This is a genomic window from Pseudomonas sp. ok266 (assembly GCF_900110195.1).
Taxonomy (GTDB): Bacteria; Pseudomonadota; Gammaproteobacteria; order Pseudomonadales; family Pseudomonadaceae; genus Aquipseudomonas; species Aquipseudomonas neuropathica.
The window spans coordinates 178758-199680 of record NZ_FOCU01000006.1 but is presented as its reverse complement, the minus strand read 5'-3'; the positions used below and the strand labels follow the sequence as shown (position 1 = coordinate 199680).

The following is a 20923-nucleotide window of genomic DNA, read 5'->3' as shown; positions in this document are numbered from 1 at the left end:
AGAGTCGCCGTCGCCAGCGGGTTTTCGGCTGGACGATGGAACCGAAGAAGGGAGTCTGATCAGTGAGTCCGGGCAAAAAAATCCTCGGCCTCACAGCGTTGCTGTTAATGGTGACGCTGTGGGCCAGTTACTTTTATGTATTCAAGGAAAACCGCGACGGCCAGCTCGGCGGCGTCGGCGAAAGCACCGCGTGGTGTGGCACACCACCGACTACGGAAGCAGCGCTGCTGGGCAAGGACCAGTTGACCTTGCGCGTCACCAATAACCTGCGCGGCGAATTCATGCTCAGTGGTTCCCTGGTGGTTTCCGAACGCACCTTCAACCGCTACGACCTCGCTCGCAATGAACTGCGCCTGCGTCTGGAGCCGTTGCAATGGTCCTACGGCGTCACGCCGATCTTCCTTGAGCAGGTCAAGGTGCAGCCGCTGAGCCGCAACCTGTCAGCCACCAACAAAAGCGCCTACGCCGAACTTGAACCGCGCCCGATTGGCGTACAGGGTCAGGTCACCGAGTTCCCGTTCGACACCTACCGCTACGGCTATAAGCCGGTGCTCTATTACCTCAAGGGCAGCGAGCGCATCGACCTGCGCTTCAAGAACATCACCACGTTGATGGAGATGTCCAACACCTTCACGCCGATCCAGAAGTACAACCGCGTCGACTACATCAACGAGAAAACCTCGATGATCCGCGACGACGATTACAAGGCTTACGGCCCGCACGAATGTGCGTTCAGCGTTGAGCGCAAAGGCTCGTTCAAGGTTGTTGTGTTGTTGCTCCTGCTGGTGTTGTGCTTGCCGTTACTGCTGGTGTTTTACCGCAATGAGCCGGGGATCGACTTCCTCGCCACGCTGTTGGGCGCCGCGATCGTGCGGGTGCTGCTGATCGGGCCGGTGCAGGATTTTCAGCTGTACAACATCGACTTCCTGTTGGGCGCGGCGATTTTGCTGGTGGGCACGGTGTCCTTGATCAAGGCGATGCACATCAACAGTCGGCGGGAGATGGCGTTGCGCAGTGGTGAGACTTCGTCCTGGTAACGGGGTGAACCCCTGAAAAGCCCCTCACCCTAACCCTCTCCCGGAGGGAGAGGGGACTGACCGAGGTGTCTGGCGAGCGACACCGACGTGACAGACCGAGTCGATTATGGATTCCAAGCCAATCTGTCGCCTCTATCTACCTCAGGGAGAGGGGACTGACCGAGTTGTCTGGCGAGCGACACCGACGTGACAGACCGAGTTGATTATGGATTCCAAGCCAATCGATCACGTCGGTGCATCTCTCGAATCTCCCCCAATCGGTCCCCTCTATCTACCTCTGAAAGAGGGGACTGACCGAGGTGTCTGGCGAGCGACACCGACGTGACAGACCGAGTCGATTATGGATTCAAAGCCAATCGATCACGTCGGCGGAACTCTTGAATATCCCCCAATCGGTCCCCTCTCCCTCTGGGAGAGGGCTAGGGTGAGGGAAGACAATTTCCAGCCGGTCACTTAAGCGCCGGATCCCCCATGTTCATCTTCTTCCACCCCTGCAACAGCACTTGCGGGCGTTCTGGCTCAGCTTGTTCCAATGCAGCGGATTCTTGAAACTCACCAATGGCCAAGAGCTCGATGCAGCGTTGCCGGATGCTAGACGTCTTTCAAATGACGCTTGTGATCCGCCGCGCAGCCTTGCGTGAATATTGTGCTGTGCAATCGCAATTACTGAAGTTTTAGCTATACCTGTAATTCCCCCGGGCAAAGTTTTTCGGCCTTCTGACAGGAGTTACAGCATGAAGCTAGCAGTGATGATGGGCACTCTGTGCATTGCCACCGTCGCAATGGTGGGTTGTTCCAGCAAAACCGTCGACCCGAAAGAGTACTCAGGATTCCTCAAAGACTACAGCCAGCTCAAGGAGGCCAAATCCCCGTCCGGTGCCGAGGTGATGCGCTGGATCGATCCGAAGGTCGACGTCAGGAAATTCACCAGTGTGTACATCGAGCCGACTCAGCTCTACCCGAAACCGCAACCGACCGCGAAAATCTCCCAGCAAACCCTCAATGGCATCACTTCCTACTACGATCAGGCGCTCAAACGTGAGATCGGCAAAGACTTGCCATTGGCCACCGGTCCGGGCCCGGGCGTGATTGTGGTGCGTGCGGCAATCACCGCCGTGAGCAGCTCCACCGAAGGCCTGCATGCTTACGAGGTAATTCCGATTGCGCTGGTCGCCGCTGCGGTCAGCACCGCCAGCGGTATTCGTGATCAGGAAACTACGTTGGCCACCGAAGCGGTGTTCCTCGATGGCGCGAATAACAAGGTCGTCGCGCAAGTGGTGCGCAAAGGCACCGGCAAACCACTGGAAAATGACTCGCAAGCAATGAGCACCAACGACGTCAAACCCGTCATCGATGGCTGGGCCTCAGACCTGCGTCAGTCGTATCTGAAGCTCAAGAAAGCCAAGTAAGCGCACGAGGCCGGATTGTCCGCGAGGACCGTCCGGCCTGTGCACACCCTCAGAAATTGGCGCGTGCCTGGCGGTTGTAGTGGCTGACCAAGGCGTCGTAGCCACGGGTGACGGCGTAATAGTCGTCGCTCAAACGTTGCGGTTCGGCGCGGTCCTGCCAATCCCTGTGCAGGGTGTTCAGTGCTTCGAGATAGTGCTGCGCAGGCTCACGGATGTGTCGCCACAGCTCGCGCGCATCATCGTCTTTGTTACGGAAACCAGGCTCACGCGGGCCGATGAAAGGCCCACCGCGATTCCACGCCTGTTGCAGATCAGCGGTGGTTTCGGCCACGGCTTGAGGGGTCAGGGTGCGGTGCTTCATCCCGTCCTCCAGCCGCTCCAATGTCTCTCGGGCCTGAATCATATACGCCAGCAGCGACCAGTGGATCTCCTTGCCTACGCGTGCCTCAAGAAGTTTGAGCTGTTCGGATCGCTGCGCGATGTCCAGTGGCAGCAGTTCTTCTCTCAAGGCAGTCGATGCGCTGAGATAGGCATTGCTGGCGGTCTGAATTTGCGCCAGAACTCGCGGTGTCTGGTTGAACGGGACGACAAAGAAGCTCGCACTTTTATCGAGTCGAGTCGGTGGCGAAATCACCGATGCCCACTTCAGTGCTTGCGCGTAGTCACGGACTTTCTGCGACAGCGCTGGCTGGTAGGCCAGCAGCTCGAGCTTTTCGTTGATATCCCGCAGGCAGGTATCCTCCTGGATGTCACGCACAGTGAACGCATCACTGTTATCGAAATCCTGAGGCTCGGAAATATACTTTCCGAACGCATCAGCGGTTGGCCGCTGATGTTGGTTTTTGTCGTAGGCGTTGCGCCAGTGCACATCGACACGGTTGACGCAGGCAATGACCGGACTCAACGCGTTGGCCTGTGCGGTCACCACTGAGTCGCGCTGATCAAGCCACAGGTCGAGCTTCAGGAACGGTCGGGTCGCGCTCGACAGCCCCATCACCACCAGAACGACCACGACGCCGCTGACAAACATGAATCTCGACGTCATGGCCGTGCCTCCGCGGGATACCACTGCTCGCGGGTGGCCGGAGCGCCGCAATCGAAAGAACTCGCCGGCAACCGGCTACACAAACGCTCCGCCCAGGGTTGCAGGCCCTGATTGCGATTGACCGTGCCTTGGCTGGCGGCCACTTTGAATACACCCAGCACCAGCACCAGCGCGACAACGCCGAGTAGCGTCAGGCCGATTTTCACCGGCAGGTTAGTCTTTTCCCAGGACGTGTGCGGCTTGACCTGACGGCGACGAATCACACCCACGCAGGCCAGTGTGGCGGCATAGACGACGCCGGCGATGGGGCCGAAAAACCAGCAGAGTCCGGCCACCATCAACGCGCAGGGAATCAGATCGCGCAGTACGCCGAACGGCGCAGCGTCCTTGGCAAAACCCGGCCACAACCGCGCGCTGAGGCGGTCATCCAGCAGCCAATGGGTGTGCGCCAGTTCGTGCGTCAGCCAGTTGATACCCGCAGCGATCACGCCAAACACGATTGTTGAGGTCATGACGATATTGATCAGCCCGGTGACGCGCAGCCCCAGCGGGATGAAATGAGTAAACGCACCGATCAGACAGGCCAGCACCACGCCAACGTAGGTCGGCCATTCGCCGCGTTTCAGTTCCCAGTCGCGCCAGAAAAACGCGGTGCCCCCGGGCATCTCTGCGCAGACCTTCGGATGATTGGCATACAGCGCCGAACTCAAATGTCGGCAATGCTCCCAATCTTTCTCACGCAGGCGTCTGGCCAATGCGCGACGCTGGTTGAACGGGCCGCTGCCGAGCAACAGGCGGGCGGCGCGGTGGTCGGCGGTGGCGGGCGGCTCTTCGGCGAGTTGACGCTGTTGCGCGATAAAAATCGGAGCTTCATGGCGCGCGACCAGACGTTTCCATTCATCTTTCGGGCAACGGTTGGCCGGACCGGAATGCCAGCCCTGGCCCGCGCAGACCTGTTCGAAAATAGCGGAAGACCAGTATTCGCTGTCCAGCAGCAAACGACTGAGGAACAGGTTGAACCACTGCCGGTGCACTTCAGCGTCGAGCCAGAGGTATTGCGCGCACTGTGCGTAGGCCTGCAAAAAGGCCGCACTGTCCTCACGTTCGAGGGCATCACGCAGCGGTCGAGTCATGCGTTCCCGCTGGTGATCGAGCAAATGTTCGATGGATTCCTCGTCCAGTTCCAGCCGCTGCCAAGCACTGAACCAGTGATACGTCTGCACCGCCCAATCGACCATCGGCGCCGATGTATCCGGGTGCTCGATGCAATGCTGCAGCAGGGTCTCTTCGAGGATATGCGCGCAACCCTGTTCAACGGCGAGGGCATGGCGCTGTTGCAATTGTGCAAGGCTGGTGTCGGCCAGCGAGCGCGTCGCCTGCTGCAAGGCATCGACTTCGACTACGGTCAGACCGGTCAAGTCCCAGGCGTCTTCATCAGCCCCGTGGTCCTCGCTGGCCTGCGCCCATTCCTTGTAATTCAGGGCTTGCTCATAGGCGTCACGCAGGCGCTGGAAGCCCTCGGCGTCTTCGTCCGGACGGGTCTGTTTGAGCAGGGCAGCGTATTGGCGTTTGATACTGCGCGTATCGGCGTCGGCCGTGAGGCCAAGGACGGTCCAGCAACTCATTGCGTGTACAACTCCATGAAAACCTGCGACGCGGTCCAGTGATGGCACTTTGATTTTGCGCACCCTACCTGTTTCGCGTGGAAAAGTCCTCAGCTGTTGCTATTGGTCGACAAACCAGCGGCAGTACGGGTTGCCGCCGTTGCCGGGCATCACCCGCCAACTGACCCTGCAAGCGGACGGCGCACTGGCGACAGGAGCTGGCGAGTGACACGAGGTTGCGATCTTTTGATCGTGTTTTTTAAATGCAAAATCAAAAGTTCGTCCGATCGCGGCTCGAGCCTTCGGCCGCTACTACATATGCGTATTTCAATTCGGGATGTTTAAACGTTGTTTGGAATTTGCGGAACGTTCCCACAAGGTTTTCAGGTTGTCCGTCGGACGTCGGGTCTCTAGCCTGTGTTCGTCGCTGCCAAATCAGCGACCGGGACTGGAAACCCCGGGGGAAAACTGAACGCAACAGCACCGTTCATGACGTATGCTTGCGCACCTTTTTTTGGTGCGTACTTAGTTATGGCGGCTGTGCGTGGGGGACCTTCGGGTCGTCCGGGTTTCTCTGTCCCCCGGGTTTCCAGCCTGCGTACAGCTGCCACCCATTCGACCGGAAGCCGAATGGACCAGCTCCACCGTTCGGATAGAGAAAACACTATGAAAAAGCCAACACCCAATCCCCCAGAATCAGACACCGACACCACATCCCCCTACGCCTCAGTCGACAGTAAAAAACTCCACGAAGCCGCCGACCGCGCCCTCGATTTCTACCTCAACCCCAGCGCCCATATCATGTCCAGTGCCAACGAGCCGGAACCCATGTACCTCGCCAATCCCAGGTACAACACTGAATCCCTGCTCGCCAACGCCAGCGAAACCCTAGGCTCGGCCAGTGAAATGCTGATGAACTTCGCCGCCTCGCTGGAAACCTCGCAGCGCAAGACTGCACTGGGTATCGCACAGGTTGTCATGCTGGGTGAACTCGCGGTGAATCAGGCATTGGATCACGTCGAGCTCAAGAGCTGATCGCTCTTGATTGATCGTTCCCACGCTCTGTACTGGAATGCAGCCCTTGACGCTCTGCGCCAAATTCGCAAGCTGGAACGCAGAGCGTCCCTTGAAAGACGGTTGGGCATAACTGTGAAAATTGCAGGAGCAAAGGCTTGATAAGAAAAATGACTACGAAACGGCGGATTAGCCTATGGCTGGTGGCAGTTTTATCCGTCAATGCGGTTTTTTTGGCTTTTCTGATTTTTGGTGATATCGGGAAAGGGCACGACAGGAAAATGATCAAAACCAAAGAGCCGTTGCTGATTGAAGGGCCAAATGGCGACGAGAACTACTATGTCCTGCCTTTGGGTACCACGCTTTATCACGATAAAAGCTTTCCTGAAGGGCACGACCGTTATGTTGTGTATCTCAACCATAAAGGTGCAATTGCACACGAAGAGGTACCCATGAAGCCTGAGTATGGCGGCTCATTTATCGATCCGCTCTGGCTGGCCAATGTTAATGAGGAAACCTTGAAAGAAATTTTCAAACGTTTTCCGCTTTCCAAAGCAGATGTCGCCGCAGCTATCAAGGCCAATGAAATAACCAAAGATGATCTGGCCGACATCATCCGATCGATGCCCGACTGACGATTCTGCAGGTGTCGAGTGAAACGAGGCTGCGATCTTTTGATCTTGTTTTTTAACGGCAAAATCAAAAGATCGCAGCCTTCGGCAGCTCCTACACGGGATACCCGGTTAGCCGTTTTTCTTGGCTTGTTCGCGGACACGCTCTTCCTGTTCCCGCGCCTCCGGGGTGAACTCAGCGCCGAAGTCTTCTGCAGAAAATATCTGGCGGATTTCAATATCAGAATCGCCTGACATTGGGTTAGGGCAGCGCTTGACCCATTCGATGGCTTCTTCTTTGGATTTCACTTCCCAGATCCAGTAACCCGCCACCAGTTCTTTGGTCTCGATGAACGGCCCGTCGATCACCGTGCGTTTGTCCCCGGAGAAACGTACGCGGGCGCCTTTGCTGCTCGGGTGCAGGCCATCGCAATCGATCAGGATGCCGGCCTTGACCAGTTCTTCGTTGAAGTTGCCCATCGCGGCGATCAGTTCTTCGCTGGGCATGATGCCGGCTTCCGAATCGGCGCTGGCTTTGACAAGGATCATGAAGCGCATGGCGGTTACTCCGTGAGTTTGGTGGGATTCATTGCTTAGTCGAACGGGCCACACTTGAATCGACAGGGTCTCTGGTAAAAGTGCGGAGAATTTTTCACACCGCAGATCTAATTGTAGGAGTGAGCCTGCTCGCGATGGCGTTGTGTCATACACGCAGATGTTGACTGACAGACCGCTATCGCGAGCAGGCTCGCTCCCACATGGGAATTGTGCTGGTTTTGTATACAATTTTTCGCGCAGGCACCCAACAATTTCCAAACAGGGCATAGGTCGTCGGACCATTTCGTGGTTAACTTCGGCCTCTTGCATGCTTTCCAATCAAAACATCAGAAGGACTCAAGTCATGGCTCAAGTCACCCTTAAAGGCAATCCGGTTCAAGTCAACGGCCAGTTGCCACAAGCCGGTTCCAAGGCGCCAGCCTTTTCTCTGGTTGCCGGCAATCTGTCCGACGTCACCCTGAAAGACTTCGCCGGCAAGCGCAAAATCCTCAACATCTTCCCAAGCGTCGACACCCCGACCTGCGCCACTTCCGTGCGCAAGTTCAACGCTCAGGCCAACGACATCGCCAACACCGTGGTGCTGTGCATCTCCGCTGACCTGCCGTTCGCCCAGGCACGTTTCTGCGGCGCCGAAGGTCTGGAAAACGTACAAAACCTGTCGACCCTGCGCGGTGCCGAGTTCATCGAGAACTACGGCGTGGCCATCGCTGACGGCCCGCTGAAAGGCCTGACCGCTCGCGCCGTTGTGGTGCTGGACGAAAACGACAACGTCCTGCACAGCGAACTGGTCAAGGAAATCGCTGAAGAGCCTAACTACGAAGCGGCCCTGTCCGTTCTCAAGTAAGCGCTTTTACAATTGTTAACGGCCTGGCCCTGTCCAGGCCGTTTTCATTTGTGTATCAGTGTTTTGCCTCACACCTTGAAACGTAAGTTGAAGGTAAATTGCCGGTAAAGCTGCTTTGCTATTTCCCCACCAGTGCTTATCGTTCAGCCTCCCGTAAAAGAAGCCCACGCGCCCAATGGTTAATGACTCCATGCAATCGTCCCCTCGTAACTCCCGTCGCTGGCTGATCAGCCTGCTGGTCTTGTTGGTGATCGCCGTCCTGTGCTGGAAATTCTGGCCCACCGGTTCAGCCCACAAAGAGGGCGCTGACAAAGCGGCGTCCGGGCACACCGGGCGTTCGGGGATGATGCGGCCGGGCTTCGGTGGCGGCACCGGGCCGATTCCGGTGCGCGTGGCGCCGGCGGTTACTGGCGACTTCCCGCTGTATTACAAGGCGCTGGGCACGGTGACCGCGCTCAACACCATCAATGTGCGCAGCCGGGTGGGCGGCGAGCTGGTCAAGATCAATTTCGAAGAAGGGCAGATGGTCAAGGCCGGTGACCTGTTGGCCGAGATCGACCCACGCCCGTACCAGAACGCCTTGCTACAAGCCGAAGGCACTCTGCTGCAGAATCAGGCGCAACTGAAAAACGCTCAGGTCGATGTCGAGCGTTATCGCGGTTTGTACAAAGAGGACAGTATCGCCAAACAGACGCTGGACACCGCCGAAGCGCTGGTCGGTCAGTATCTGGGCACGGTCAAGACCAACCAGGCCGCAGTCAACGACGCCAAGCTCAATCTCGAATTCACCAAGATCCGCGCGCCGATTGCCGGCCGTGTCGGTCTGCGCCAGGTCGACGTCGGCAACCTCGTCACCGCCAATGACACCACGTCCCTCGCGGTGATCACCCAGACGCAACCGATCAGCGTCGCTTTCACCTTGCCGGAAAACAGCCTCGAAACCGTGCTCGCGCGTTATCGCAGCGGCGCCAAACTTCCGGCCGAGGCGTGGGATCGCGGCGACAGCAAGCTGCAAGCCAGCGGCGTTCTGCAAAGCCTCGACAACCAGATCGACGTTGCCACCGGCACCTTGAAGTTCAAGGCCCGCTACGATAACCGTGATCAGGCGCTGTTCCCCAACCAGTTCGTCAACGTTCACTTGCTCGCTGACACGCTGAAAGGCGTGGTGCTGGCACCGTCGGCGGCCATCCAGTTCGGCACCAACGGCACCTTCGTCTATGCACTGGATGGCGACAGGAAAGTCACCATTCGCCAATTGAAGATCGGCGCCAGTGATGGCGAAAACACCGTGGTCACCGAAGGCCTGGCCGCCGGCGACCGCGTGGTGCTGGAAGGCACCGACCGTCTGAAGGAAGGCAGCGAAGTGGAAGTGGTCAACGACAGCAACCAAGTGCCGACCACTCCAACTGAACACCTGCAAGGCAAATCTGCCGCCACCCCGACTGACGCTGCTGTCACCGATAAGGCCAAGAAGGGCGCATGAACATTTCGCGGCTGTTCATCCTCCGACCGGTAGCCACCACCCTGAGCATGCTGGCCATTGTCCTGGCCGGCCTGATCGCTTACCGCTTGCTGCCAGTTTCTGCGCTGCCACAGGTCGACTACCCGACCATCCGCGTCATGACCTTATATCCCGGCGCCAGCCCGGATGTGATGACCAGTGCCGTAACTGCGCCACTCGAGCGCCAGTTCGGGCAGATGCCGGGTCTGACGCAAATGGCCTCGACCAGTTCCGGCGGTGCGTCGGTGCTGACCTTGCGCTTCAGCCTCGACATCAACATGGACGTCGCCGAGCAGCAGGTGCAGGCCGCGATCAACGCCGCGACCAATCTGCTGCCCACCGATTTGCCGGCGCCGCCGGTGTACAACAAGGTCAACCCGGCGGACACCCCGGTGCTGACCCTGGCGATTACCTCGAAAACCATGCTGCTGCCCAAACTCAATGATCTGGTCGATACGCGCATGGCGCAGAAAATCGCCCAGATCAGCGGCGTCGGCATGGTCAGCATTGCCGGCGGTCAGCGTCAGGCCGTGCGCATCAAGGTCAACCCGGAAGCGTTGGCGGCCAACAGCTTGAACCTGGCGGACGTGCGCACCTTGATCAGTGCTTCCAACGTCAACCAGCCGAAGGGCAACTTTGACGGCCCGACGCGGGTGTCGATGCTTGACGCCAACGACCAGCTGACCTCGCCCAAGGATTACGCCAACCTGATCCTCGCCTACAAGAACGGCGCGCCGTTGCGGCTCAAGGACGTGGCGGAAATTGTCGATGGCGCCGAGAACGAACGTCTCGCTGCGTGGGCCAACCAGAATCAGGCGGTATTGCTGAACATCCAGCGTCAGCCGGGTGCCAACGTCATTGAAGTGGTCGACCGCATCAAGGCGCTGCTGCCGAGCATCACCGACAACCTGCCGGCCGGCCTCGAAGTGACGGTACTGACGGATCGCACGCAGACCATCCGCGCCTCGGTCACTGACGTGCAACACGAATTGCTGATCGCCATCGCCCTGGTGGTGATGGTGACGTTTCTGTTCCTGCGGCGCGCCAGTGCCACGATCATTCCGTCAGTGGCCGTGCCGCTATCGCTGATCGGCACCTTCGGCGTGATGTACCTGGCCGGCTTTTCGGTCAACAACCTGACCTTGATGGCGCTGACCATTGCCACCGGTTTTGTGGTCGACGACGCCATCGTCATGCTCGAGAACATCGCGCGCTTCATCGAAGAGGGCGACAGCCCGATGCAAGCGGCGCTAAAGGGCGCCAAGCAGATCGGCTTCACCCTGATTTCCCTGACCCTGTCGCTGATCGCAGTATTGATCCCGCTGCTGTTCATGGCCGACGTGGTCGGGCGGTTGTTCCGCGAATTCGCCATCACCCTGGCCGTGGCGATCCTGATTTCGCTGGTGGTCTCGCTGACCCTGACGCCGATGATGTGCGCGCGTCTGCTCAAGCGTGAGCCGGAAGAACATGAGCAGGGCCGTTTCTACCGGGCCAGTGGCGCGGTGATTGACTGGATGATTGCCGAGTACGGGCGGATGCTGCGTTGGGTGCTCAAACACCAGCCGCTGACCTTGCTGGTGGCCATCGCTACGCTGGGGTTGACCGTATTTCTTTACATGGTCGTGCCGAAAGGCTTCTTCCCGGTGCAGGACACCGGGGTGATTCAGGGCATCTCCGAGGCACCGCAGTCGATCTCCTTCGCCGCGATGGGCGAGCGTCAGCAGGAACTGGCGAAAATCATTCTGCAAGATCCGGCGGTGCAGAGCCTGTCGTCCTACATCGGTGTCGACGGCGATAACGCCACGCTCAACAGCGGCCGCTTGCTGATCAACCTCAAGCCCCATGGCGATCGCGATCTAAGCGCCACTGAAGTGATTGCGCGCCTGCAACCGCAACTGGACAAACTGGTCGGCATCCGCCTGTTCATGCAGCCGGTGCAGGACCTGACCATCGAAGACCGTGTCAGCCGGACCCAGTATCAGTTCAGCATGTCCTCGCCGGATTCCGAACTGCTCAGCCAGTGGAGCGGGCGACTGGTCGAAGCGCTGGCCCAACGGCCGGAATTGACCGACGTTGCCAGTGATTTGCAGGACAAGGGTTTACAGGTCTATCTGGTGATCGACCGCGATGCCGCCTCACGCCTTGGCGTTTCGGTGGCGAACATCACCGATGCGCTCTATGACGCTTTTGGCCAGCGGCAGATCTCGACCATTTACACCCAGGCCAGCCAGTACCGCGTGGTGCTGCAAGCCCAGGCCGGAGAGAAGATCGGCCCGCAGGCGCTGGACCAGATTCACGTCAAGACCACCGATGACGCGCAGGTACGCCTGTCGAGTCTGGCTCATATCGAGGAGCGTCAGGCGCAACTGGCGATCACCCATATCGGCCAGTTCCCGGCGGTAATGATGTCGTTCAACCTCGCGCCCGGTGTGGCGCTGGGGCATGCGGTCGACATCATCGAACAGGTGCAGAAGGACATCGGCATGCCCGTCGGCGTGCAGACCCAGTTCCAGGGCGCGGCCGAAGCGTTCCAGGCTTCGCTGTCGAGCACCTTGCTGCTGATTCTGGCGGCGGTGGTGACCATGTACATCGTGCTCGGCGTGCTGTACGAGAGCTACATTCACCCGATCACCATTCTCTCGACCTTGCCGTCGGCGGCCGTCGGTGCCTTGCTGGCGTTGCTGCTCAGCGGCAATGATCTGGGCATGATCGCGATCATCGGCATCATCCTGCTGATCGGTATCGTCAAGAAGAACGCGATCATGATGATCGACTTCGCCCTCGATGCTGAGCGCACGCAAGGCATGGCGCCGGAACAGGCGATCTATCAGGCGGCGTTGTTGCGCTTCCGGCCGATTCTGATGACCACGCTGGCGGCGCTGTTTGGTGCGGTGCCGTTGATGCTCGCGACCGGTTCCGGGGCTGAATTGCGTCAGCCGCTGGGTCTGGTGATGGTCGGTGGTTTGCTGGTCAGCCAGGTGCTGACGCTGTTCACCACGCCAGTGATCTACCTGTATTTCGACCGCCTCGGTCGGCGCTTTGGCAAGACCAATGCTGACACTGAAGAGGTGTCGGTATGACTTCGCGAGCATCACACATCCCTTGTGGGAGCGAGCTTGCTCGCGAAAGCGGCCAATCAGTCGACGTCTACGTTGAATGTCAAAATGAATTCGCGAGCAAGCTCGCTCCCACAGGATTGTGTGGTGATGCAGGGAACGGTGGTCAATGAACCTCTCCGGTCCTTTCATCAAGCGCCCGGTCGCCACAATGCTGCTGAGCCTGGCGATCATGCTGCTCGGCGGTGTCAGCTTCGGCCTGCTGCCGGTTTCGCCGCTGCCGCAAATGGATTTCCCGGTGATCGTCGTGCAGGCCAGTCTGCCCGGCGCGAGCCCGGAGGTCATGGCGTCCACCGTGGCCACACCGCTGGAGCGCTCGTTCGGCGCAATCGCCGGCGTCAACACCATGAGCAGCCGCTCCAGTCAGGGTTCGACCCGGGTCATTCTGCAATTTGATCTCGACCGCGACATCAACGGTGCCGCGCGGGAAGTGCAGGCGGCGATCAACGCTTCGCGCAATCTGCTGCCGAGCGGCATGCGCAGTATGCCGACCTACAAGAAGGTCAACCCGTCGCAGGCGCCAATCATGGTGCTGTCGCTGACCTCCGATGTGCTAGAAAAAGGCCAGCTTTACGATCTGGCCTCGACGATTCTTTCGCAGAGCCTGTCGCAAGTGCAGGGTGTCGGTGAAGTGCAGATCGGCGGCAGTTCGCTGCCGGCGGTGCGCATCGAGCTCGAACCACAGGCGCTGAACCAGTACGGCGTGGCGCTCGACGATGTGCGCAAGACTATCGCCGATGCCAACGTGCGCCGGCCGAAGGGTTCGGTCGAGGACGGCCAGCGTTTGTGGCAGATCCAGGCCAATGACCAGTTGGAGAAAGCCAAGGATTACGAGTCACTGATCATCCACTACGCCGACGGCGCCGCGCTGCGCCTCAAGGACGTGGCCAAGGTCAGTGACGGCGTCGAAGACCGCTACAACAGCGGCTTCTTCAACGATGACGCGGCGGTGCTGCTGGTGATCAACCGCCAGGCTGGCGCCAACATCATCGAGACGGTCAACGAGATCAAGGCGCAACTGCCGGCCTTGCAAGCGGTGTTGCCTGCCAGCGTAAAACTGAATCTGGCCATGGACCGCTCGCCGGTGATCAAGGCGACGCTGCATGAAGCCGAGATGACCTTGCTGATTGCCGTGGCGCTGGTGATTCTGGTGGTATTCCTGTTCCTCGGTAACTTCCGCGCCTCGCTGATTCCGACATTGGCCGTGCCGGTGTCGCTGGTCGGCACCTTTGCGGTGATGTACCTCTACGGTTTCTCGCTGAACAACCTCTCGCTGATGGCGCTGATTCTCGCCACCGGTCTGGTGGTGGACGACGCCATCGTGGTGCTGGAGAACATCTCCCGGCACATCGACGAAGGCGTCAAACCGATGCAGGCCGCGTACCTCGGGGCCAAGGAAGTCGGTTTCACCTTGCTGTCGATGAACGTCTCGCTGGTGGCGGTGTTCCTCTCGATCCTGTTTATGGGCGGGATTGTCGAAAGCCTGTTCCGCGAGTTTTCCATCACCCTGGCGGCGGCCATCGTCGTCTCGCTGGTGGTTTCGCTGACGTTGACGCCGATGCTTTGCGCCCGTTGGCTCAAGCCGCACACGCCGGGGCAGGAAAATCGCCTGCAACGCTGGAGCCGTCGCACCAACGACTGGATGGTCGGCAAGTACGCCACCAGCCTCGATTGGGTGTTGCGTCACCGGCGCCTGACCTTGCTCAGCCTGCTGATCACCGTCGGCGTCAACGTCGCGCTGTACGTGGTGGTGCCGAAAACCTTCATGCCGCAGCAGGACACCGGGCAGTTGATCGGTTTTGTGCGCGGCGACGACGGTCTGTCGTTCAGCGTGATGCAGCCGAAAATGGAAATCTTCCGCCGCGCAGTGCTCAAGGACGAAGCAGTGGAAAGCGTCGCCGGGTTCATCGGCGGCAGCAACGGCACCAACAACGCGTTCATGATTGTGCGTCTGAAACCGATCAAGGAGCGGCAGCTGTCGGCACAGAAAGTCATCGAGCGTCTGCGTAAGGAAATGCCCAAAGTGCCCGGCGCGCAGTTGATGCTGATGGCCGACCAGGATCTGCAATTTGGCGGCGGTCGCGAGCAGACCAGTTCGCAATACAGCTACATCCTGCAAAGCGCCGACCTCGGCGAGTTGCGTAAATGGTTTCCGAAAGTGGTCGCGGCATTGCGAGCCCTGCCCGAACTGACCGCCATTGATGCCCGAGAAGGCGCCGGGGCGCAACAAGTGACGCTGATTGTCGACCGCGACCAGGCCAAACGCCTCGGTGTCGACATGAACATGGTCACGGCGGTGCTGAACAACGCCTACAGCCAGCGGCAGATCTCGACGATCTACGACAGCCTCAACCAGTATCAGGTGGTGATGGAGGTCAATCCGAAATACGCCCAGGATCCGGTGACGCTCAAGCAAGTGCAGGTGATCACCGCTGACGGTGCGCGGGTGCCGCTGTCGACGTTCGCTCATTACGAAAACAGCCTGGAAGACGACCGCGTCAGCCACGAAGGCCAGTTCGCCTCCGAAGACATTTCCTTCGACATGGCCGAAGGCGTGACGGTGGAGCAGGGCAGTGCCGCGATCGAGCGGGCGATTGCCAAGCTCGGCCTGCCGGAAGATGTCATCGCGAAAATGGCCGGCACTGCCGACGCCTTCGCCGCGACGCAGAAGAGCCAGCCGTTCATGATTCTCGGCGCGTTGCTGGCGGTGTATCTGGTGCTGGGCGTGCTGTATGAAAGCTACATCCATCCGCTGACGATTCTGTCGACCCTGCCGTCGGCCGGTGTCGGTGCGTTGCTGTCGATCTATGCGCTGGGCGGCGAGTTCAGCCTGATCTCGCTGCTCGGGCTGTTCCTGCTGATTGGCGTGGTGAAGAAAAACGCCATTCTGATGATCGACCTTGCGCTGCAACTGGAACGGCATCAGGGGCTGTCGCCGCAGGAATCGATCCGCAGCGCCTGTCTGCAACGGCTACGGCCGATTCTGATGACTACGCTGGCGGCGATTCTCGGTGCCTTGCCATTGCTGCTCGGCCGGGCCGAGGGCGCGGAAATGCGCCAGCCGCTGGGCCTCACCATCATCGGCGGGCTGATCTTCAGTCAGGTGCTGACGCTTTACACCACGCCTGTGGTTTACCTCTATCTCGACAAGCTGCGCCATCGTTTCAACAAATGGCGTGGCGTGCGTACTGACGCCGCTCTGGAAACTCCGCTATGACTGACCGTTCGCTTATCAATCTGGCCACTGTTCGGGGCTCGCGCTTGCTGAGCCTGTCGCTGTGCGTGGCGATGCTCAGTGCCTGCGCCGTCGGCCCGGACTATCAACGTCCGCAAACCGCTGAAATCACCCAGTACAAGGAAGCCGCTGGCTGGACTCAGGCCAACCCGAGCGATTCACTTGCCCGTGGCGCGTGGTGGGAGTTGTACGGCGATCAGCAACTCAACGGGCTGATCGAAAAACTCAACAATTCCAACCAGACCGTCGCGCAGTCGGAAGCCCAGTACCGCCAGGCTCAGGCCTTGGTGCGCAGTGCTCGCGGAGCGTTCTATCCCAGCGTTGACTTGAGCTTGGGCAAGACCCGCTCCAGCCAAGGCACCGGTAGCAGCAGTTCGAGTCTGAGCAGTTCCTCCAGTGGCATTCGCGACACCTATAACGCCGAGCTGGGCGTCAGTTGGGAAGCCGATGTCTGGGGCAAATTGCGCCGTGGTCTGGAAGCCGATGAGGCCAGTGCCCAGGCCAGTTTTGCCGATCTGGCGGCCATGCGCCTGAGCCAGCAGTCGGAGCTGGTGCAGAACTACCTGCAACTGCGCGTGATCGATCAGCAAAAACGCCTGCTCGAAGCCACGGTTGCCGCTTACGAACGCTCGCTGAAAATGACCCAGAACCAGTACCGCGCGGGCGTTTCCGGGCGCGATGCGGTAGCGCAGGCGCAGACGCAACTGAAAAGCACCCAGGCTGATCTGGTCGACCTGATCTGGCAGCGCGCGCAGTTCGAAAACGCCATTGCCGTGCTGACCGGGCAAGCGCCGGCGGATTTCAACATTGCCGAAGTGCAGACCATTCCAAAGCTGCCGCAGGTGCCGTTGAGCCTGCCCTCGCAGTTGCTTGAGCGGCGTCCGGACATCGCTTCGGCGGAGCGTTCGGTGATTGCCGCCAACGCCAATATCGGCGTGGCCAAAGCGGCGTATTACCCGGACCTGAGCCTGAGCCTGAGCGGCGGTTACAGCAGCAGTACCTCGCAGAACCTGATCAGCCTGCCGAACCGTTTCTGGTCGGTCGGGCCGAAACTGTCGTTGCCGATTTTCGATGGCGGCATTCGTTCGGCAGAAGTCGACCGCACTGAAGCGGTCTACGACCAGACCGTGGCCAAGTACCGCCAGACTGTGCTCGACGGTTTCCGCGAGGTGGAAAATTATCTGGTGCAGTTGAAGGTGTACGAAGACGAAGCGGCGGTGCGCCAGGAAGCGCTCGATGCGGCCCGCGACTCCCTGCGCCTGACGGAAAATCAGTACAAGGCCGGGTTGATTGCCTACATCGATGTGGTGGTGGTGCAAGCGACGGCGTTGAGCAATGAGCGCAATGTGCTGAATATTCTGCAAAGCCGCTTGATTGCCAGCGTGCAACTCATCGCAGCGCTGGGCGGCGGTTGGGACGGACAACTGGATGTCAGCGATAACACCCGCTGAAGGTTGGCTTCACTGATCGTTCCCACGCTCCGCGTGGGAATGCCTCAACGGACGCTCCGCGTTCGGCTTTGAAGGGACGCGGAGCGTCCCGGGCTGCATTCCCACGCGGAGCGTGGGAACGATCAACGCGCCTATTCGCGAGCAAGCTCGCTCCCACAGTAAGCGCGCCAGTTGCAGAAAGGCCCATTCCAGAGCCTCGTCGAGCGATCAAACAAACGTTTCATCGGCTTGATGGCCAATTGATTACTTTGTCAGTGCGTTCTTCTGCGTAATCAGTACAATCGCCGCATTTGCCCGACCGGGAATGGACGCAGTCCTCGTTGGGTGGCCACGAGAAATCCCATGCTCATCGGTAGTTATTCCTCCACCCTGGTTTTTATTTCGTTGTGCGTGGCGATTCTCGCTTCCTACACTGCGCTCGACCTCACCGGTCGCATTGCCACGGCCAAGGGCCGTGCGGTGCATTTCTGGAACGCCGGCGGTGCGTTTGCCATGGGTATCGGCGTCTGGTCGATGCATTTCATTGGCATGCTCGCCTTCAAACTGCCGATCGACCTTGGCTACGACATCACCCTGACCGCGCTTTCACTGTTGATTGCCGTGTTGTCCTGCGGGTTCGCCTTGTGGCTGGTCAGCCAGCCGAAACTGCCGGTTCTGCAACTGGCCTTCGGTGCGCTGATCATGGGTGCCGGGATCAGTGCCATGCATTACACCGGCATGGCGGCGATGCGCATGACGCCGGGGATCGACTACGACCCGACGCTGTTCGGCGCTTCATTACTGATTGCGGTCGGCGCATCGGCAGCGGCGCTGTGGATTGCCTTTCGCCTGCGTCAGCACTCGCCGTATGTGCGCCTGATTCGCGGCGGCGCAGCGGTCATCATGGGCGTCGCCATTGTCGGCATGCATTACACCGGCATGGCCGCTGCGCAATTTCCAGACGGCAGTTTCTGCGGTGCCACCGTCAACGGTTTGAAGGGCAGCGGCCTCGACAGCCTGGTGCTGATCACCACGCTGGCGGTGCTGTCGATTGCCTTGCTCACCTCGATCCTCGACGCACGGCTTGAAGCGCGCACTGCCGATCTGGCGCATTCGTTGACCGTCGCCAACCGTGAACTCACGCAACTGGCCCTGCACGACACCCTGACCGGCCTGCCGAATCGCATGTTGCTCGACGACCGGATCAATCAGGCGATGAAAAAAGTCAACGAGCAGGGCGGTTGCTTTGCCTTGATGTTCATCGATCTGGACGGCTTCAAACCGGTTAATGATGCGTTCGGTCATCACATGGGTGATCAGTTGTTGCGCGAAGTCGGCGTGCGTCTGCGTGAAGACTTGCGCAGCCTCGACACGCTGGCGCGGATCGGTGGCGATGAATTCGTGTTACTGGTGCGCCTCAGCGAACCCAATGATGCGCTGGGACTGGCGGCGCGTCAGGTCGGTCTGATCGCACAATCATTCCGCGTTGCCGAGCATGACTTGCAGATCTCCGCCAGCGTCGGCATCGCCCTGTACCCGGGTAATGGCCAGACCGCGCAGGAACTGCTGATGAACGCCGACGCGGCGATGTACCACGCCAAGGGCGGCGGCAAAAACGGTTACAGCTTTTTCGATGCGTCGATGAACAACAACGCGCGCAAGCAGTTGCAGTTGTTGCAGGACCTGCGCGCGGCGCTGGAACACAGTCAGTTCAGCTTGCATTACCAACCCAAGTTCGACGCCGCCAACGGCCGTCCGGTCGGGGCTGAAGCGCTGTTGCGCTGGCAACACCCGATCCACGGCATGCTGATGCCGGACAAGTTCATTGACCTGGCCGAGAAATCCGGGCTGATCATCCCGATCGGCGACTGGGTGCTCAACGAAGCCTGTCGCCAGATGCGCGAATGGTACGTGCTCGGTTACACCGATTGGCGTATCGCGGTGAACCTGTCGGCGTTGCAGTTCTGCCACACGGGACTGGTGCGCAGCGTGGCCAAGGCGCTGGCCACGCACCACTTGCCGGCCAACAGCCTGACTCTGGAAATCACCGAAACCACGGCCATGAGCGATGCCGATGCGAGCATGATGGTGTTGCAGGAACTGTCGGACATGGGCGTCGACCTGTCGATCGATGACTTCGGCACCGGTTATTCCAGCCTGATGTACCTCAAGCGATTGCCGGCCAACGAGCTGAAGATTGATCGCGGTTTTGTGCGCGATCTGGAGCATGACAGCGACGATGCGGCGATTGTCTCGGCGATTGTCGCGTTGGGGCAGGCACTGGGTTTGCGCATTGTCGCTGAAGGTGTCGAGACCGGTGTGCAGCAGGCGTTTCTGACTCAACTGGGCTGTGATTCGTTGCAGGGTTATCTGCTCGGGCATCCGATGCCGGCGGACAAATTCATGCGGGATATTGCGCGGGGTGAGCAGTCAGCGGTGGTCTGATCGACCGCGTTATCGTTCTTCGCGAGCAAGCTCGCTCCCACATTTGGAATGCATACCCCTGTGGGAGCGACGGTGCGACGATTCGACCTGCTCGCGAAGGCGTCCGGCCCGACACAACAGACCTCATGCAAAACCCGCCAATGGCGGTTATTCTTCCCCCCGACTGTTACGTGTGCATTTGGGGGAAAGGCCAGCATGGATAAAGTCATTGTGATCACCGGTGGCGGGCGCGGGATTGGCGCCGCTACGGCGTTGTTGGCTGCCGAGCAAGGTTATCGGATCTGCATCAACTATCAGTCGGATGAGCAAGCCGCGCAAAGCGTGCTGGAGCAAGTTCGCGGATTAGGCGCCCAGGCCATCGCCGTGCGTGCCGACGTCAGCATCGAAGACGAAGTGATCGCATTGTTCCATCGGGTCGACACCGAGTTGGGCCGGGTCACCGCGCTGGTGAACAACGCCGGCACTGTCGGACACAAATCGCGGGTCGACGAAATGTCCGAATTCCGCATCCTCAAAATCATGAAAACCAACGTACTGGCGCCGATTCTCTGCGCCAAACACGCGATCCTGCGCATGTCGCCCAAGCACGGCGGGCAGGGTGGCAGCATCGTCAACGTGTCGTCGGTGGCCGCGCGTCTCGGTTCGCCCAACGAATACGTCGATTACGCCGCGTCCAAAGGCGCGCTCGACACCTTCACTATCGGTTTATCCAAGGAAGTGGCGGGCGAGGGGATTCGCGTCAACGCGGTGCGCCCGGGTTACATCTATACCGATTTCCACGCACTGAGCGGCGATCCGGATCGGGTCAGCAAGCTTGAGTCGGCGATTCCTATGGCCCGTGGCGGGCGCCCGGATGAAGTGGCGGAGGCGATTGTCTGGTTGTTGTCGGATAAGGCTTCTTATGCGACCGGGACATTTGTTGATTTGGGTGGTGGGCGCTGATCGCTTGGATTTGCTTCGATAGCACCGCCCCCTTCGCGAGCAAGCTCGCTCCCACATTGGATGTGTGAATGACACAGAACCCATGTGGGAGCGAGCTTGCTCGCGAAGAGGCCAAGGCAAACACCATCAATC

General features: G+C 59.5%; 14 protein-coding genes. 11 read left to right on the top strand and 3 right to left on the bottom strand.

From position 1 onward, the window contains the following. Positions 1–62: 62 nt before the first annotated feature. The gene (locus tag BMY54_RS12890) at positions 63–1037 is read left to right on the top strand and encodes a hypothetical protein (RefSeq protein WP_093433006.1); all 975 of its coding nucleotides are present in this window, start codon (positions 63–65) and stop codon (positions 1035–1037) included. Positions 1038–1771: 734 nt separating this feature from the next. Continuing rightward, positions 1772–2446, top strand: a complete 675-nt coding sequence (locus BMY54_RS12885; protein WP_093433003.1) for a DUF3313 domain-containing protein — start codon at positions 1772–1774, stop codon at positions 2444–2446. Between the two features lie 49 nt (positions 2447–2495). Here the strand turns inward: BMY54_RS12885 and BMY54_RS12880 are convergent, their stop codons facing one another. Continuing rightward, positions 2496–3491: a DUF3829 domain-containing protein gene (locus BMY54_RS12880; RefSeq protein ID WP_093433000.1), complete on the bottom strand. Its 996-nt coding sequence runs from the start codon at positions 3489–3491 to the stop codon at positions 2496–2498. Further along, positions 3488–5116 carry a J domain-containing protein gene (locus BMY54_RS12875; RefSeq protein ID WP_093432997.1) on the bottom strand — a complete coding sequence of 543 codons (1629 nt, stop codon included), beginning with the start codon at positions 5114–5116 and terminating at the stop codon, positions 3488–3490. Before BMY54_RS12875 ends, BMY54_RS12880 begins: the two co-directional genes overlap by 4 nt. Before the next feature lie 645 nt (positions 5117–5761). Between BMY54_RS12875 and BMY54_RS12870 the strand changes: the two genes are divergently transcribed. Further along, positions 5762–6130, top strand: a complete 369-nt coding sequence (locus tag BMY54_RS12870; protein ID WP_093432994.1) for a DUF6124 family protein — start codon at positions 5762–5764, stop codon at positions 6128–6130. A gap of 149 nt (positions 6131–6279) precedes the next feature. Beyond that, positions 6280–6744, top strand: a complete 465-nt coding sequence (locus tag BMY54_RS12865; RefSeq protein ID WP_225919912.1) for a hypothetical protein — start codon at positions 6280–6282, stop codon at positions 6742–6744. Between the two features lie 108 nt (positions 6745–6852). On the opposite strand, the gene BMY54_RS12860 is transcribed toward BMY54_RS12865, so the two are convergent. Further along, positions 6853–7278, bottom strand: coding sequence for a YciI family protein (locus BMY54_RS12860; RefSeq protein WP_093432988.1), 426 nt, complete (start codon positions 7276–7278; stop codon positions 6853–6855). A gap of 343 nt (positions 7279–7621) precedes the next feature. Between BMY54_RS12860 and tpx the strand changes: the two genes are divergently transcribed. The 7 genes from tpx (at position 7622) to BMY54_RS12820 (ending at position 20791) form a co-directional block, all read left to right on the top strand. Continuing rightward, the gene (gene tpx / locus BMY54_RS12855) at positions 7622–8122 is read left to right on the top strand and encodes a thiol peroxidase (protein WP_093432986.1); all 501 of its coding nucleotides are present in this window, start codon (positions 7622–7624) and stop codon (positions 8120–8122) included. Positions 8123–8297: 175 nt separating this feature from the next. Then, on the top strand, positions 8298–9605 hold the full coding sequence (locus BMY54_RS12850) for an MdtA/MuxA family multidrug efflux RND transporter periplasmic adaptor subunit (RefSeq protein ID WP_093432984.1): 1308 nt from the start codon (positions 8298–8300) through the stop codon (positions 9603–9605). After that, positions 9602–12703 (top strand): MdtB/MuxB family multidrug efflux RND transporter permease subunit, encoded by a 3102-nt coding sequence (locus BMY54_RS12845; RefSeq protein ID WP_093432982.1) that lies wholly within the window; start codon positions 9602–9604, stop codon positions 12701–12703. Before BMY54_RS12850 ends, BMY54_RS12845 begins: the two co-directional genes overlap by 4 nt. Before the next feature lie 145 nt (positions 12704–12848). Then, positions 12849–15956, top strand: a complete 3108-nt coding sequence (locus BMY54_RS12840) for an efflux RND transporter permease subunit (protein WP_093432980.1) — start codon at positions 12849–12851, stop codon at positions 15954–15956. Then, positions 15953–17425, top strand: coding sequence for an efflux transporter outer membrane subunit (locus tag BMY54_RS12835; RefSeq protein ID WP_093432977.1), 1473 nt, complete (start codon positions 15953–15955; stop codon positions 17423–17425). The genes BMY54_RS12840 and BMY54_RS12835 overlap by 4 nt, the downstream gene beginning before the upstream one ends. Positions 17426–17767: 342 nt before the next feature. Further along, complete coding sequence (locus BMY54_RS12825; RefSeq protein ID WP_093432971.1) at positions 17768–19849, top strand: putative bifunctional diguanylate cyclase/phosphodiesterase; 2082 nt, start codon at positions 17768–17770, stop codon at positions 19847–19849. A gap of 195 nt (positions 19850–20044) precedes the next feature. Then, positions 20045–20791: an SDR family oxidoreductase gene (locus BMY54_RS12820; protein ID WP_093432969.1), complete on the top strand. Its 747-nt coding sequence runs from the start codon at positions 20045–20047 to the stop codon at positions 20789–20791. Positions 20792–20923 lie beyond the last annotated feature (132 nt).

What these genes read in the sequence shown, in the direction of transcription:
- BMY54_RS12865 (WP_225919912.1), top strand. Translation starts at nt 6,280, where the DNA reads ATGACTACGAAACGGCGGATTAGCCTATGGCTGGTGGCAGTTTTATCC.
- BMY54_RS12880 (WP_093433000.1), bottom strand. Translation starts at nt 3,491, where the DNA reads ATGACGTCGAGATTCATGTTTGTCAGCGGCGTCGTGGTCGTTCTGGTG.
- BMY54_RS12860 (WP_093432988.1), bottom strand. Translation starts at nt 7,278, where the DNA reads ATGCGCTTCATGATCCTTGTCAAAGCCAGCGCCGATTCGGAAGCCGGC.
- BMY54_RS12840 (WP_093432980.1), top strand. Translation starts at nt 12,849, where the DNA reads ATGAACCTCTCCGGTCCTTTCATCAAGCGCCCGGTCGCCACAATGCTG.
- BMY54_RS12875 (WP_093432997.1), bottom strand. Translation starts at nt 5,116, where the DNA reads ATGAGTTGCTGGACCGTCCTTGGCCTCACGGCCGACGCCGATACGCGC.
- BMY54_RS12845 (WP_093432982.1), top strand. Translation starts at nt 9,602, where the DNA reads ATGAACATTTCGCGGCTGTTCATCCTCCGACCGGTAGCCACCACCCTG.
- BMY54_RS12825 (WP_093432971.1), top strand. Translation starts at nt 17,768, where the DNA reads ATGCTCATCGGTAGTTATTCCTCCACCCTGGTTTTTATTTCGTTGTGC.
- BMY54_RS12835 (WP_093432977.1), top strand. Translation starts at nt 15,953, where the DNA reads ATGACTGACCGTTCGCTTATCAATCTGGCCACTGTTCGGGGCTCGCGC.
- BMY54_RS12885 (WP_093433003.1), top strand. Translation starts at nt 1,772, where the DNA reads ATGAAGCTAGCAGTGATGATGGGCACTCTGTGCATTGCCACCGTCGCA.
- BMY54_RS12820 (WP_093432969.1), top strand. Translation starts at nt 20,045, where the DNA reads ATGGATAAAGTCATTGTGATCACCGGTGGCGGGCGCGGGATTGGCGCC.
- tpx (WP_093432986.1), top strand. Translation starts at nt 7,622, where the DNA reads ATGGCTCAAGTCACCCTTAAAGGCAATCCGGTTCAAGTCAACGGCCAG.
- BMY54_RS12850 (WP_093432984.1), top strand. Translation starts at nt 8,298, where the DNA reads ATGGTTAATGACTCCATGCAATCGTCCCCTCGTAACTCCCGTCGCTGG.
- BMY54_RS12870 (WP_093432994.1), top strand. Translation starts at nt 5,762, where the DNA reads ATGAAAAAGCCAACACCCAATCCCCCAGAATCAGACACCGACACCACA.